This is a genomic window from Clostridium polynesiense, from assembly GCF_000820705.1.
GTDB lineage: Bacteria > Bacillota > Clostridia > Clostridiales > Clostridiaceae > Clostridium_AA > Clostridium_AA polynesiense.
Genome location: NZ_CCXI01000059.1, coordinates 1 through 14,339 on the forward strand (window position 1 = coordinate 1; position 14,339 = coordinate 14,339).

Consider the following 14,339-nt stretch of genomic DNA (forward strand, 5'->3'; position numbering starts at 1 on the left):
TCATCACCGGCACCCTGTATTAAAATTGACCTTCCCTACGCTGTTGCCTTAAGGGAATTATTCAGGGAATATAAAATGAGAGCCCAAATGAATACTAAGTATATTGAATCCTGCACAAGAGAAGCTACAGTGAGTCATACACTGAACTTATTGATATCAAAACTCACCTCGTCAGATATCCAAAGCACCATTACTCCTGATGAAGGTAGAAATGTACCATGGCACTATAATAACATTCATGCTATAAATACTGCTAAGCAGGCGCTTTTGGGTATGGATGGGCTTATGGATATGATTGAACTAAAAAAAGATGGATATCTAAGAGAAAAATCCAGAGAATTAAAGGAAAGAGCTGTACTCTTTCTGGAGGAAATACTTGAAGCTGGAGGTTATTTTAAAGCAGTACAGGAAGGTTTTTTTGTGGATTCAGGAGAATATCCTGAAAGAAATGGAGATGGAATAAGCAGAAAAATCAATGGAGGCATAGGTACAGATAGCATAGTAGAAAGAAAAGAAAGTTATTATGCTCCAGTATGTGCACACTTTGGATATAATAAAGTACCTAAAGAAAAGAATAAACCATGCATGGATATTAATGAATGTACTTTATGCTGTCATAGTAAGGTAAAATATATTGATGAGTTGGATGAAGAAGATAATGTCAATAAACGGTTGGAGAGAAGTAAAGATGAAAAACTCATAGTTCCGGAGGTTGAATGGAATAAGGACGGTACTGTGGCTGTTACTCTTTTCATACCGGAAGATGAGAGGATAAGCGAAGCGGCAGCTATTGACATTGGCAGAAAGATGAACTTGAAGGATGTGGAAGTTATCCATAAACAGATTCTTCAAAAGAGTGAGGGTACATTAATTGAGATAAAGGGTAAAGTCACTTTTAAGATTAATAAAGAGGATCTTATAATAAAAGAGCAAAAAAAGCCACTAAGCGATGATTACTTAAAAAGTTTTTTTGCAGAGAATCCTATAAAAGTAGTAGCTGCCACAGTGGGAGAAGATGAACATTCCGTGGGACTTAGAGAAACCATTGATATAAAACATGGTGGAATTGAAAAGTATGGAATAGAGTGTATATATCTAGGCACTTCCTGTCCAGTGGAAAAGCTGCTGGATGCTGCAATTGAAACCAAGTCAAATGCAGTTTTAGTGAGTACAATTATTACACATAACGATATTCACATTAAAAATATGAAAAAGATAAATGAACTTGCTATTGAAAAGGGAATCAGAGATAAATTTATAATAATAGCAGGGGGTACTCAGGTTACTGATGATTTAGCAAAGGCGGCGGGAATGGACGGAGGTTTTGGAAGAGGCTCTAAAGGGATGCATGTAGCTACCTTTATACTTGAAGAATTAGAAAAAAAGGGGTTGGCATAGAAAATAAATGTTTATAAATTATTTAGTAGCTGAAATAGGAAGTACAACTACTTTAGTAACTGCTATATGCAATGAGAGTTCAAAGTCATATATAATTGGGCAAGGAAAGAGCTGCACTACTATTGAAGAAGGCGATGTAAATATAGGGTTGAATAATGCAATTAAGGATTTAGAAAATAATATAGGAGAAAAGATTCAATACGGAAAGATACTGGCTTCCAGCAGTGCTGCAGGAGGTTTAAAAATAACTGTTCATGGACTTGTAGAGGATATGACAGTAAAAGCAGCAAAAGAGGCTGCTTTAGGGGCTGGCGGTAATATAAAGTATATCACTTCAGGAAAACTTAGGAGCTCTGACATAAAAAAGATAAGGAATATAAAACCAAATCTGCTGATGATTTCAGGGGGAACAGATTACGGAGAATATGAAACCGCTTTGTATAATGCAGAACTTATAAAAAATGAAAATTTAGATGTACCTGTTATATACTGTGGGAATAAGGCTATAGAGGAAGACATTAGGGGAGTTTTACAGGGATATGAGTTATATGTAGTTGATAATGTATATCCTCGAGTTGATGAATTAAAGGTGGAACCTACGAGGAAAGCTATTCAGACTGCTTTTGAAAAGAATATAGTTAAAGCTCCAGGTATGGGTGAAATTAAAAAGTACATTTACGGAAATATCCTTCCCACTCCAGGTGCTGTGATGGAAGCTGCTAAATTACTTTATGACATAATAGGTGATGTTTTAGTTATTGATGTTGGAGGGGCCACTACAGACGTTCACTCTGTAACCTTAGGAGATAAAAAAATCACAGATATATTAGTAAGTCCAGAGCCAAAAGCTAAAAGGACAGTGGAGGGGGATCTGGGTGTATATGTAAATTCTGAGAATTTAATTAACCTACTAGAAGAATGGGAGATGAAGGGGAAAAGCAGGGAGTATATAAAGTCTTTAATAAAACCCATTCCTGAAACAGAAGAAGAGAAGTATTGGGTTAATGTAATTGCTAAAAAAGCTGTAGAAATCGCTTTAAATAGGCATGTTGGCTATGTTAAAAGGATTTACGGAACATCTAAAGGGTATATGGCTTTTGGTAAAGACTTATCAAAAATTAAATATATAATAGGTACTGGAGGAGCCTTAATCAAATTAGGAAAGGGTGAGGAGATTCTAAGTTCTAGTAAGTATTTAAAGGATGATATTACCATGCTACCTAAAAGAGAAGCTGAAATATTAATAGACAATAAATATGTTATGGCCTGCTGCGGAGTATTGATGAAAGAGGATAAAAAAGCAGCTGAACAGTTGATTTTGCAGAGTATAGGGATAAATATGTAGTTAAAATTTCAATGTTTATTATCTTATGCTATAATATCCTTAATATAGCAATAGGAGGAACGAGAATATGGCATTAGATTTTATTAGATGTATGGAAAAAGGAATGAAGTATTTATCCAAACAAGGAGCTTTTTTAACAGTTAAAAATGAAGATAAAATCAATACCATGACTATATCATGGGGAAGCATTGGTTATGCTTGGGGAAGACCGGTATTTAACATAATGGTTAGAAAATCCCGATATACTCATAGTATTATTGAAAAAGCAGACAGTTTTACTCTCAGCGTGCCAACAAACAGCACAATGAAAAAGGCATTAGCTTTATGCGGTTCTAAATCAGGAAGAGATGTAAATAAATATGAATTAGCAAACATCGAACTTCAGGAGGCAGCAAATGTTGAATCACCTATAATCAAAAACTGTGGGGTATACTTTGAATGTAAAATTATCTACAAAAGTGAAATAGACCCTAAAATTTTGAAGGGAGATTTTAATGAAACCTGGTATTATAATGAGGATTATCATACAACTTATTATGGAGAAATTGTAAGCTGCTATTTTAATGATTAATAATAAAAAGATAGGTTTATATAAGCCTATCTTTTTATTAGTATAGTGAATTTTCATGAATTTTATCAGCTTCTTGGGGCTAGGAGACAAGAGTAAGACGAAAGAATTCTTTTTTCTAGAATAAGCTCTTGAAATTTCGGAGGTAAAGGAGTACATAATGGGAAAGCCCGATGTAATAATTGACAGCAATAAGGAATAGTGATAATATATTGATGCTATATAACTGACGGAAGTGGAATTAACCACAGGAAGTATAGCGTTTTTTGAAAGCCGACCGTCTGGGCATTATGCTTGGAATGGTGGGTCTTTTTTTATTTCTTTCTAAATGCTACTAGTGTCATTTAGAGAATATTTATAATCATGAGCAGAGTAGAATTTTGTGCGTAAATCGTTGATTTTTAGTGCCTTCTGAACGGGGAGTTGTCAGAAGGACGAAAAGCCTTTGCAGGCTTACGGTACAAGGTTCGCATCCCGCTGCTACATAAGGAGAAGCGGTGTAAACATCATGCCTCTTGTTGTGTAGCTGTGCTGCATAACAGGAGGTGTATTTTTATGGTTGAAATGTAATATATCTATTTAACAGGTGAATTTCCATTATATTTATTAGGAAGGGAGAAGTTAAATTGGATAAATCAGCTTTACATATACGCCGCATCATAATATCTGCGGTGTTTCTTAGCATTTCACTGGTTTTGAAAACAACATTTTCTTTTTGTATACCTTTGTTTGGACAAAATGGTATGACTATTGGAATTTCCGGGATTTTCTCTATTATGCCATCTATTTTATTCGGACCTGTGTATGGAGCTATTGTAACTGGACTTTCTGACTTTTTAGGTCATCTTTTGAAACCTATGGGAACCTATATACCATTAATGACTATGGTAGCAGCAGCTGGCGGTTTTATTAGAGGCGTATTATGGTCTGTATTGAGGAATAAAAACTGCGAGAAAATGAGAATTACAATTGCTGTGTTCTCGGTGCTTTTATTGTTAGTAGGTATTTGTAATATTTCTTTTCTCTCTGCTGATGGTATTAATAGTGAATTTTATAATCAGGTACAGAAAGAAAATATCAATACAGAAAATATGCATCTCGTAAGCAAAATGCTTATCAAAAGAACAATTAACATGAAAGATCCATCAGGAAATCTGGCGACTTTCATTACTTTTGTTACATCAGGAATAATTGGGAGTGGTGCTCTGGGAATCCTTTTATTAATTTCAGATTTGTTTATATCAAAGAAGCTCCTCAATGATAGGAACAGAGGACAAGTTCCCCAGTTGCTGATTGCCATGATTGCTTCTGGTTTATTTGTAACTACCATTAACACATTGGTCCTACGTGAAACAATCTTTACATCATGGAAGGTTTTACCCTTTGTAGTTGTATGGATTCCACGTGTAATAGAAGAAATTTTAGGCAATACAGTAAAAGCCTATTTTGTTGCTATGCTCCTGGGTATTGGTAGAAATCAGCATAGCTTTGTGAAAGTAATAGACGAACCATTCCTCTATAGAAGAAAACACTGACAGAGCAAATAATACTGTAAATTTGGTTCTTTATCTTCGTATACAAAAGAAAAGTTCCCTTGAATTCCTGACAAGGAAAAAGTCTGTATCCTCCCTCTGCAGAAGGATGCAGACTTTTTTATCAGCAGTTCGTATCGCCAGTAATCATGATTTCATTTTTTCTTGACAGGTAGAATTATATGTTATATACTTTGACTATCAAAGTAAATACTTTGATAGTCAAAGTATTTTACAATCAAAATAACTTACATTATAAATTAAAAAGTGAGGTTAAACAATAATATAAGGAGTGGATGATATTGGACAGAAGTGAACATGTTTTAAATGAACTCCTTGTGGATATATTTAATGATATTCTTCAGATTGAGCAGCAGGCATTAAAGAGAGGAGAGCTTTCAGATTTGTCTGTAACAGAAATTCATACAATTGAAGCAATAGGAGAATACATTCCAAGAAATATGTCTGAGGTAGCTAATGACCTAAAAATCACTCTTGGTACACTTACTACTGCCATAAATAAGCTCATTAAAAAAGGGTATGTTGAAAGAGAGCGGGTGGAAGAAGATAGAAGAGTGGTTAAGGTAAAGTTAACTAAAAAGGGAAAGCTTGCATATAAGGTCCATCAGAAGTTTCATGGAGATATGATCAAGGAAACTATAAACGGACTTACAGAAGAAGAGGAAGAAATACTCATTACATCCTTAGAAAAGCTGAACAATTTTTTTAAGGATAGATACAATTTAAATAATAAGGAGAGTTCAAATGTTTAACTCAAGGATTGTATCTACAGGAAGTGCCGTACCAGATTTTATAATAGACAATAGCATGCTTGCTGAACTGGTAGATACTTCTGATGAATGGATTACTACAAGGACAGGGATAAGGAATAGAAGGATATCAAGGTATAAAAACACATCAGACTTAGCTTCAGAAGCTGCAGAAAAATGCTTAAAAAATGCCGGCATTAAAGTAGAGGAAATTGAGATGATTATTGTAGCTACAGTTACTCCTGATACCTTTACTCCTTCAACTGCATGTATTGTACAGCAAAAGATTGGAGCATTTAAAGCCTCTGCAATGGATATTAATGCAGCCTGTTCCGGATTTATTTATGCACTAGATATAGCAGACTCAATGATTTCAGCGGGAAGATTTAAGAATGCATTGGTGATTGGTGCAGAGTGTCTTTCTAAAATAACTGATTGGAAAGACAGAAGCACCTGTGTACTTTTTGGAGATGGTGCAGGAGCTGTTTTTATAGAAAAAAGCAGTGAGTCAGGAATCATTAAAGTATCAACAGGTGCAGAAGGTGATAAGTCAGGATATCTTATAAGCAAAGCACTCCCTCCAAGAGATCCTTTTCAAAATAAAGGTAGCTTTTCTAATGAAGACAGCTATATAAAGATGAATGGTCAGGAGGTATTTAGATTTGCAACAAGGATAATGGTGGGAAGCATTAAAAAACTTTTTGATGAATACAAAATTTCTCATAAAGATATAAAGCTAATAATACCCCATCAAGCAAATCTAAGGATAATAGAGTTTGCTAGTAAAAAGTTAGCAATACCTATGGAAAAATTTTATGTAAATCTACAGGATTATGGGAATACATCCTCTGCAAGCATCCCTATAGCTCTTAATGAAGCGGTAGAAAAAGGAATGATAGAAAAAGGAGATTTAATCATTGCGGTGGGGTTTGGAGGAGGTTTAACCTACGGTTCTATACTAATTGAATGGTAAAATAATAAAAAAGTGGAGGAATATACTATGATATTTGATAAAATAAAAAAATTAATAGTTGAACAATTAGGAGTTGAAGAAGAAAAAGTAGCATTAGAAACAAGCTTTGAAGAATTAGGAGTTGATTCTTTAGATTTATTTCAGCTTATTATAGACATAGAAGAAGAATTTAAGGTTCAGATAGAGGAAGCAGAGGCAATAAAGACTGTAGGTGACGCAGTTAAATACGTAGAAGATAATGTAGAAAATTAATTTAGAGCATTTGGAGGAAAAAATGTTAGAAACTAGATTAACAAAGCTGTTAAAAATAAAATATCCCATTATTCAGGGTGCTATGGCCTGGATAGCTGATAGTTCTTTAGCTTCTTCTGTATCAAATGCAGGGGGGCTTGGAGTAATAGCTGGTGCTAATGCTCCAGTGGAGAAAGTAAGAGAAGAAATAAGAAAAACTAAAATGTTAACAGATAAACCCTTTGCAGTTAACATAATGCTCATGAGTGAAAATGCTGAAGAATTAGCAAGGGTGGTAGTTGAAGAAAAAGTACCTGTAGTTACTACGGGAGCGGGAAATCCTGGTAAATATATACCAATGTGGAAAGCTGCCGGAATCAAAGTTATACCTGTGGTCCCCTCCGTTGCACTGGCTGTAAGGATGGAGAGAGCAGGAGCAGATGCTGTTATCACTGAAGGTACAGAGGCTGGTGGACACATAGGTGAAATAACTACACTCTGTTTGCTTCCTCAGGTTAAAGATTCAGTTAATATCCCAGTAATAGCCGCAGGAGGAATAGGAGACGGAAGAGGATTATCAGCATGCCTTATGCTGGGAGCAGAAGGTGTACAGATAGGCACAAGGTTTCTAGTTGCACATGAATGTAACGTACACGAGAATTATAAGCAAAAAGTAATAGCATCAAAAGATATTGATACATCTGTAACGGGACGGCCTACAGGACATCCTGTAAGATCTATAAGAAATAAGCTTACAAGAAGGTTTCAGGAGCTGGAAAAAAGCTGTGAGGCTATTGAAAGCTTTGAAGAGTTAGGGAGAGGAGCCCTAGCTAGAGCAGCGGTTCAAGGCGATGTGGAATACGGTTCTGTAATGGCAGGACAGATTGCAGGACTTGTTTCTAAAGAACAAAGCTGCCGGGAAATAATTGATGAAATAATCCAGGAAGCTTACAGAACATTAAGAGAAATTACTTTAAAATATATGAGGTAGCACAATGAGAAATATAGCTTTTTTATATCCAGGTCAGGGTTCTCAATATGTTGGAATGGGAAAAGATCTATATGAAGCAAATAAGATTTTTAAAGAAACTTTTGATGAGGCAGAAGAAACTTTAAAAATCAATATAAAGGATATATGCTTCTTTGGTCCAAAGGAAAAACTTCAAAGCACAGAAATAACTCAGCTCGCAGTATTAATTCATTCAATAGCCTTGAGCAGAGTTCTTTTAAATGAAGGTATTATCCCTAAAGCTGCTGCAGGGCTCAGCTTGGGTGAATATACCGCCTTTCATATCTCGGGGGTAATTGACTTTAAGTCGGTATTAGAAATTGTGAGAAAAAGAGGAACCTTCATGAAGGAGTCTTCTGAAGAAAAAAAAGGTACCATGGCTGCAGTGCTTGGCCTTAATGATAATATTGTAAAGGATATATGTTCAAAGGTTTCAAGTGGAGAAAATTTTGTTATACCTGCAAATTATAATTGCCCCGGTCAAATAGCTATCTCAGGAAGTTTTGAAGCGGTAGAAAAAGCGGTGAAGGAAATTAAAGCATCAGGAGGAAAAGCTGTAAAGCTTCAAGTAGACGGATCTTTTCACAGTCCAATGATGGAAGGTGCTGCATTAAAACTTGAAAGAGAATTGAATAACTATAAGATAAATGAGCCAATTATGCCTGTAGTTATTAATACAACAGGGGAGAAATACAAAGGAACAGTAAGTTTAAGAGAAATAATGAAGCAGCAGATAACTTCTCCTGTGTTATGGAGCAATAGCATAAAGACCTTAATTGGAATGGGCGTTGACACTTTCGTTGAAATTGGCCCTGGAAAATCTTTAAGCGGATTTTTAAAACGAATGGATAAAAACAGCAGAATAATGAATGCTGAAAATATAGACACCTTGGAAAAGGTGATAAAAGAGCTTGCATAGAGGAGAGATTTATATGACCAAAGCGGCCATTGTAACTGGTTCTTCAAAAGGTATAGGAAGAGCTATAGCCATAAAACTTGCATCCCAGGGCTTAAATATGGTGGTTAACTATAGAAGCAACTATATGGAAGCCGAAAATTTGATTAATGAAATAGAAGGTTATGGAGTTGAGGCTTTAGCGGTAAAAGCAGATGTCAGATTATTCAATGAGGCTGAACAGCTAATAAACGAAGCTATGAAAGCCTTTGGAAGAATAGATATATTAGTAAATAATGCAGGGATTACTCAGGATTCTTTAGTAATTAGGATGACTGAAGAAAAATTTGACAATGTAATAGAAACTAATTTAAAAGGAACATTTAATTGTATAAAGCATGTTGTTCCTGTAATGCTTAAACAAAAATGCGGAAAAATAATAAACATATCTTCGGTTGTAGGAATATCAGGCAACTCGGGGCAGTTAAACTATGCAGCTTCCAAAGCCGGTGTTATTGGAATTACTAAATCACTGGCAAAGGAATTAGGTTCAAGAGGTATATGTGTAAATGCAGTGGCACCAGGCTTTATACAGACAGATATGACCTCTAACCTTTCAGCAAAATTAAAAGATGAATTGTTAAACAGGATATCATTATGTAAATTAGGTACACCGGAAGACATTGCAAAAGCTGTGGCTTTTTTATCCTCAGAAGATTCTAACTATATAACTGGTCAAGTTTTATGCGTTGACGGTGGAATGGCTATGTGAGGTGATATTATGAAGAATAGAGTTGTAATAAGCGGTATGGGTTTAATAACTCCTCTTGGAAATACCCTAGATGAGTTTTGGATGAATTTAAAAGCAGGGAAAAGCGGAATTAATGAAGTAACAGCGGTTGCTCCTGGAAAATACGGCGTTTATGCTGCTGGAGAGGTGAAAAATTTCTTTCCGGAGAATTACATGGAACGTAAAGAAGCAAGAAAGCTTGATAGATTTTGTCAGTTTGCAGTTGCTGCAGCAAAAGAGGCGTTTTTAGATTCCGGATTAAATATGGAGGAAGAAAATCCTTTCAACATTGGGGTTATAGTAGGTTCCGGTATAGGTGGATTAATTACTATAAGTGAAGAACATAAAAAAAATGAAGGCCGGGAAAAAATGAGAGTTTCACCGTTTTTTATACCTATGATAATAAGCAATATGGCATCGGGTAATATAGCTATTAACCTGGGGGTTAAAGGCCCATCTTACTCAATATCCAGTGCCTGTGCAACGGGAACTAATTCTATAGGTGAAGCCTTCAGATATATAAAAGAGGGTAAAGCAGAAATTATGATATGCGGAGGTGCTGAAGCTCCTATCACAGAAATATCAATTGCTGGATTTGCTGCATTAAAAGCATTAAGTAACAGCAGTAATGTAGATAAAGCATCACTTCCCTTTGACAAAAACCGCAGCGGTTTTGTAATGGGAGAAGGCGCAGGAATATTAATTTTAGAAAGTCTTGATCATGCCATAAAAAGAGGTGCAAAAATATATGCTGAGATTACAGGCTATGGAAGTACCTGCGATGCTTACCATATGACGGCTCCAGATCCTGAAGGATCTGGAATAGTTGCAGCCATGGAGGAAGCAATAGAGGAAGCTGGAATAGAAAACAGCGAAATTAATTATATAAATGCTCATGGCACCGGAACCTATTATAACGATAAGATAGAAACCTTAGCAATTAAAAAGGTTTTCCAAAGTAAAGCTTATGAGATTCCTATATCTTCAACTAAATCTATGACAGGACATCTGCTTGGCGCAGCTGGAGCTGTAGAAGCTATAGCCTGCATTAAAGCCCTGGAAGAGGATTTTGTGCATCCTACTATAGGTTTAACGGAAAGGGATGAGGAATGTGATTTAGATTATATTCCTCATATAGGGAGAAAGCATAATGTAAATTATGCACTTTCACTTTCCCTTGGATTTGGTGGTCATAATGCAGCTTTAATATTTAACAAATACAATAGGAGCTAAGGAGATAAAAATGACTTTTGAAGAATTAAAAGAGATTGTAAAACTTATTGACAGCTCAGAAATTTCACTGTTTGAGTATGAAGCAAAGGGCATATCCTTACGATTAGATAAATCTATAAATAGAACGGGAGAAAGAAATAGAGTTAATGAAGAAGATACCTTAAATCATAATTTGTCTCCAAGTGATTTTAAAATTAATGATGCTTCCGATAAAAACATAGAAAATAATGAAAAAATAGAGCAATGGGAAATAGTGAAATCACCAATAGTAGGAACGTTTTACAGTTCCCCGGCTCCTGATAAAGAAGCATTTTGCAGTATTTCTCAAAAAGTGTCTAAAGGCGACGTGCTTTGTATTATTGAAGCAATGAAATTAATGAATGAGATTGAGAGTCCTTATGATGGAGAAATTATTGATGTTTTAGTGGAAGATGGCAGCACTGTTGAATACGGTGAGCCTCTCTTTAAAATAAGAAAGCAGGTATAGATGTATGGATATACAAGAAATAATGAGGATAATTCCTCATAGATACCCGTTCTTACTTATTGATAAAGTTACTTACCTAGAAGAGGGTAAAAAGGCAAAGGGAATAAAAAATGTTTCCATGAACGAATATTACTTCCAAGGGCATTTTCCTCAAGAACCGGTAATGCCTGGAGTTTTAATAGTTGAAGCCTTAGCTCAGCTTGGAGCAGTAGCAATACTAAGTATGGATGGATTTAAAGGGAAAACAGCATATTTTGCAGGGATCAATTCTGTAAAATTTAGAAAAAAAATTATTCCTGGGGATATACTAGAGCTTGAAGTTGAAATAGTTAGACTTCGATCAAGCTTTGGAATCGGGAAAATATGCGCAAAAAAAGCAGGAGATATTGCCTGTGAGGGTGAAATAACCTTTGCTATAGGTGCTTAGGAGATGATTACATGATAAGTAAGTTGTTAGTGGCTAACAGAGGAGAAATTGCTCTAAGGATAATAAGAGCCTGCAGGGAGTTAGGAATTGAAACCGTAGCTGTATACTCTGAGGCAGATAGGGATTCCCTACATGTGGAACTGGCAGATGAAGCTGTATGCATTGGACCTAATAATTCAGCTAAAAGTTACTTAAACATTGAAAATATAATAAGCGCTACAGTAAATTCAGGAGCACAGGCAATACATCCAGGGTTTGGATTTCTCTCTGAAAATCCTAAATTTGCTCAAGTATGCAAGGAGTGCGGAATAATATTTATAGGACCGGAACCTGAATGCATAAGCCTCATGGGAAACAAGGCAAATGCCAGAAAGAAAATGAAAGAAGCAGGGGTGCCGGTTATTCCAGGATATGATGGTTTAATTAGAGATGATTTTGAAGCTCTAAAGATAGCTAAAAAAATAGGTTTTCCTGTAATAATTAAAGCTGCTGCTGGAGGTGGTGGAAGAGGGATTAGAGTTGTCAAGGAGGAGAAGGATTTTCTTGATAATTATAATAATGCCAGAGCTGAAGCCAAGGCTTGCTTTAATGATGAAAATATATACTTAGAAAAATATATAAATAAACCTAGGCATATAGAATTTCAAATATTAGGTGATAATTATGGAAATGTAATTCATTTAGGAGAAAGAGACTGCTCCCTGCAGAGAAAAAATCAAAAAATTCTTGAAGAAGCTCCTTCGACCTTCATCAACGAAAAAACCCGGGAAAAGATGGGGGAGGCTGCAATAAAAGCTGCTGTAACTGTAAATTATAAAAATGCAGGAACCATAGAATTTTTAGTAGATGAAAAAAATAATTTTTATTTTATGGAAATGAATACAAGGATTCAGGTAGAACATCCTGTTACTGAAGCTGTAACCGGTATTGATTTAATAAAGGAGCAGATAAAGATTGCTCAGGGGAACCCCCTATCCTTCACTCAGGAAGAGGTTGAAATTAAAGGTCATGCAATTGAATGCAGAATTAATGCAGAAGACCCTGCACAGGGGTTTAAACCTTGTCCAGGTAAAATAACTTCTGTTCATATACCAGGTGGTTATGGCGTTAGAATGGATACTGCCATTTACAGCGGATACAAAGTACCACCATATTATGACTCTATGATAGCAAAGTTAATCGTTCATGGAAGAAATAGAGAAGAAGCGGTTAGCAAAATGAAAAGTGCCCTATTTGAATTAATTATAGAAGGTATTGAAACCAACATAGATTTCCAGCTTAAATTATTGAATAGTAAGGATTTTATATATGGAAACTATGATACTTCTTTCATTGAAAAAAAGATGGTGAATAACTGATGTTTAAAGAGGTTTTTAGAAAAAGAAAATATTTAACTCTTTCTGCAGGTAGTGCCGCAGACAGGGAGAATAAGATCCCTTTCGTTCCAGATGGTATTTGGAGCAAGTGTCCGGTTTGCGGTGAAGGATATTATTTTGAAGACATTGAGGATAATTTCTGTTTATGCAGAAAGTGCGGCTTCCATTTTAGGATGGGGGCAAGGGAAAGAATAAAAATAACCTTTGACAGTTTTGAAGAGAAATTTGAGGAGATAAAGGCTAAAGATCCCATAAGTTTTCCGGATTATCCCAAAAAGATTGATGTAAATAGAAGTTCAAGCAGCATTGATGAAGCTGTAATTACAGGAATAGCCTCAATAAAAGAAATGACTTTTTGTGCATGTATTATGGACAGCACCTTTATGATGGGAAGTATGGGGACTGCTGTAGGAGAGAAGATAGCTAAAACAGCTGAATTAGCTTTAAAGAGAAGGCTTCCCTTGATAATATTTACAGCTTCAGGAGGAGCAAGAATGCAGGAAGGAATTTTTTCCCTTATGCAGATGGCTAAGATAAGTGCTGTAATATCAAAATTAGATGAAGAAAGAATTCTTTATATATCGGTGCTTACAGATCCCACAATGGGGGGTGTAACTGCAAGCTTTGCTATGCAGGCAGATATTATTTTATCTGAACCAGGAGCTTCTATAGGATTTGCTGGTAAAAGAGTAATAGAAAAAACTATTAAGGAAACATTGCCGCCAGGATTTCAAAAAGCAGAATTTCTAAAAGAAAGAGGCTTTATAGATGAAATAATTAATAGAAAAAATTTAAAGGAGTATTTATATAAACTCCTTTTATTTCATAAGGTGGGTTAATATTATGACTGAGAATACTACAGCTTGGGATAATGTTCTATTAGCCAGGCACAAAAATAGACCAAAGGCCCAATACTACATCAGGGAAATATTTCAGGATTTTATAGAGCTACACGGCGACAGAGCTTTTGGAGATGACAAAGCGGTTATTGGCGGCTTAGCTCGAATAAAAGATAGTAATATAACATTAGCTGCTATAACCAAGGGTGAAAATACCTATGAAAATATAGAAAGAAATTTTGGTATGAGTCACCCCGAAGGATACAGAAAAATTTTAAGGCTATTAAAACAAGCAGAAAAGTTTAACAGAACAGTTATACTTTTAATAGATACACCCGGTGCTTTTTGTGGTGTTGGAGCGGAAGAAAGAGGTCAAGGTCATGCCATTGCTCAGGGATTGATTGGTTTAGTAAATTTGAAGGTTCCTGTAATATCTATAGTAACAGGGGAGGGAGGAAGCGGAGGA

The 14,339-nt window shown here is 35.6% G+C and carries 16 protein-coding genes and 2 riboswitches; all 16 genes read left to right on the forward strand.

What is annotated here, in order from left to right; translation table 11 throughout:
• On the forward strand, nt 1-1,398 hold a 1,398-nt coding region (locus TA89_RS05340), incomplete at its 5' end, for an OAM dimerization domain-containing protein (RefSeq protein WP_040211533.1).
• 7 nt (nt 1,399-1,405) lie between these two features.
• The gene (locus TA89_RS05345) at nt 1,406-2,743 is read left to right on the forward strand and encodes a GlmL-related ornithine degradation protein (protein ID WP_040211534.1); all 1,338 of its coding nucleotides are present in this window, start codon (nt 1,406-1,408) and stop codon (nt 2,741-2,743) included.
• A gap of 67 nt (nt 2,744-2,810) precedes the next feature.
• Nucleotides 2,811-3,314, forward strand: a complete 504-nt coding sequence (locus TA89_RS05350; protein ID WP_040211536.1) for a flavin reductase family protein — start codon at nt 2,811-2,813, stop codon at nt 3,312-3,314.
• Nucleotides 3,315-3,523: 209 nt separating this feature from the next.
• A riboswitch (ZMP/ZTP riboswitch) is annotated at nt 3,524-3,605 on the forward strand.
• Nucleotides 3,606-3,677: 72 nt separating this feature from the next.
• A riboswitch (THF riboswitch) is annotated at nt 3,678-3,793 on the forward strand.
• A gap of 144 nt (nt 3,794-3,937) precedes the next feature.
• Nucleotides 3,938-4,846 (forward strand): ECF transporter S component, encoded by a 909-nt coding sequence (locus TA89_RS05355; RefSeq protein ID WP_040211538.1) that lies wholly within the window; start codon nt 3,938-3,940, stop codon nt 4,844-4,846.
• Nucleotides 4,847-5,145: 299 nt separating this feature from the next.
• The gene (locus TA89_RS05360) at nt 5,146-5,616 is read left to right on the forward strand and encodes a MarR family winged helix-turn-helix transcriptional regulator (RefSeq protein WP_040211540.1); all 471 of its coding nucleotides are present in this window, start codon (nt 5,146-5,148) and stop codon (nt 5,614-5,616) included.
• Nucleotides 5,609-6,586: a beta-ketoacyl-ACP synthase III gene (locus TA89_RS05365; RefSeq protein ID WP_040211541.1), complete on the forward strand. Its 978-nt coding sequence runs from the start codon at nt 5,609-5,611 to the stop codon at nt 6,584-6,586. The genes TA89_RS05360 and TA89_RS05365 overlap by 8 nt, the downstream gene beginning before the upstream one ends.
• Nucleotides 6,587-6,598: 12 nt before the next feature.
• On the forward strand, nt 6,599-6,838 hold the full coding sequence (gene acpP / locus TA89_RS05370; protein ID WP_423219496.1) for an acyl carrier protein: 240 nt from the start codon (nt 6,599-6,601) through the stop codon (nt 6,836-6,838).
• Between the two features lie 22 nt (nt 6,839-6,860).
• A complete protein-coding gene (gene fabK, locus TA89_RS05375; RefSeq protein WP_040211543.1) occupies nt 6,861-7,808 on the forward strand; it encodes an enoyl-[acyl-carrier-protein] reductase FabK in 948 nt (315 codons plus the stop codon).
• Nucleotides 7,809-7,812: 4 nt separating this feature from the next.
• A complete protein-coding gene (fabD, locus tag TA89_RS05380; RefSeq protein WP_040211545.1) occupies nt 7,813-8,745 on the forward strand; it encodes an ACP S-malonyltransferase in 933 nt (310 codons plus the stop codon).
• Between the two features lie 13 nt (nt 8,746-8,758).
• Nucleotides 8,759-9,493, forward strand: a complete 735-nt coding sequence (gene fabG / locus TA89_RS05385) for a 3-oxoacyl-[acyl-carrier-protein] reductase (protein WP_040211546.1) — start codon at nt 8,759-8,761, stop codon at nt 9,491-9,493.
• 9 nt (nt 9,494-9,502) lie between these two features.
• Nucleotides 9,503-10,744, forward strand: a complete 1,242-nt coding sequence (fabF, locus tag TA89_RS05390) for a beta-ketoacyl-ACP synthase II (protein WP_040211547.1) — start codon at nt 9,503-9,505, stop codon at nt 10,742-10,744.
• Nucleotides 10,745-10,754: 10 nt separating this feature from the next.
• Nucleotides 10,755-11,231: an acetyl-CoA carboxylase biotin carboxyl carrier protein gene (gene accB, locus TA89_RS05395; RefSeq protein WP_040211548.1), complete on the forward strand. Its 477-nt coding sequence runs from the start codon at nt 10,755-10,757 to the stop codon at nt 11,229-11,231.
• 4 nt (nt 11,232-11,235) lie between these two features.
• Nucleotides 11,236-11,658 (forward strand): 3-hydroxyacyl-ACP dehydratase FabZ, encoded by a 423-nt coding sequence (gene fabZ / locus TA89_RS05400; protein WP_040211549.1) that lies wholly within the window; start codon nt 11,236-11,238, stop codon nt 11,656-11,658.
• Nucleotides 11,659-11,669: 11 nt separating this feature from the next.
• The gene (locus TA89_RS05405) at nt 11,670-13,016 is read left to right on the forward strand and encodes an acetyl-CoA carboxylase biotin carboxylase subunit (protein ID WP_040211550.1); all 1,347 of its coding nucleotides are present in this window, start codon (nt 11,670-11,672) and stop codon (nt 13,014-13,016) included.
• Entirely contained in the window at nt 13,016-13,873 is an 858-nt protein-coding gene (accD, locus tag TA89_RS05410) for an acetyl-CoA carboxylase, carboxyltransferase subunit beta (RefSeq protein ID WP_040211551.1), read from the forward strand. The genes TA89_RS05405 and accD overlap by 1 nt, the downstream gene beginning before the upstream one ends.
• A 4-nt stretch (nt 13,874-13,877) precedes the next feature.
• A partial coding sequence (locus TA89_RS05415; RefSeq protein WP_040211553.1) for a carboxyl transferase domain-containing protein occupies nt 13,878-14,339 on the forward strand: 462 nt, incomplete at its 3' end.

Bases quoted from the DNA above. Each gene is read 5' to 3' on its own strand.
- TA89_RS05345 (WP_040211534.1), top strand. From the start codon at position 1,406: ATGTTTATAAATTATTTAGTAGCTGAAATAGGAAGTACAACTACTTTA.
- TA89_RS05350 (WP_040211536.1), top strand. From the start codon at position 2,811: ATGGCATTAGATTTTATTAGATGTATGGAAAAAGGAATGAAGTATTTA.
- TA89_RS05365 (WP_040211541.1), top strand. From the start codon at position 5,609: ATGTTTAACTCAAGGATTGTATCTACAGGAAGTGCCGTACCAGATTTT.
- fabK (WP_040211543.1), top strand. From the start codon at position 6,861: ATGTTAGAAACTAGATTAACAAAGCTGTTAAAAATAAAATATCCCATT.
- fabD (WP_040211545.1), top strand. From the start codon at position 7,813: ATGAGAAATATAGCTTTTTTATATCCAGGTCAGGGTTCTCAATATGTT.
- fabG (WP_040211546.1), top strand. From the start codon at position 8,759: ATGACCAAAGCGGCCATTGTAACTGGTTCTTCAAAAGGTATAGGAAGA.
- fabF (WP_040211547.1), top strand. From the start codon at position 9,503: ATGAAGAATAGAGTTGTAATAAGCGGTATGGGTTTAATAACTCCTCTT.
- accB (WP_040211548.1), top strand. From the start codon at position 10,755: ATGACTTTTGAAGAATTAAAAGAGATTGTAAAACTTATTGACAGCTCA.
- fabZ (WP_040211549.1), top strand. From the start codon at position 11,236: ATGGATATACAAGAAATAATGAGGATAATTCCTCATAGATACCCGTTC.
- TA89_RS05405 (WP_040211550.1), top strand. From the start codon at position 11,670: ATGATAAGTAAGTTGTTAGTGGCTAACAGAGGAGAAATTGCTCTAAGG.
- accD (WP_040211551.1), top strand. From the start codon at position 13,016: ATGTTTAAAGAGGTTTTTAGAAAAAGAAAATATTTAACTCTTTCTGCA.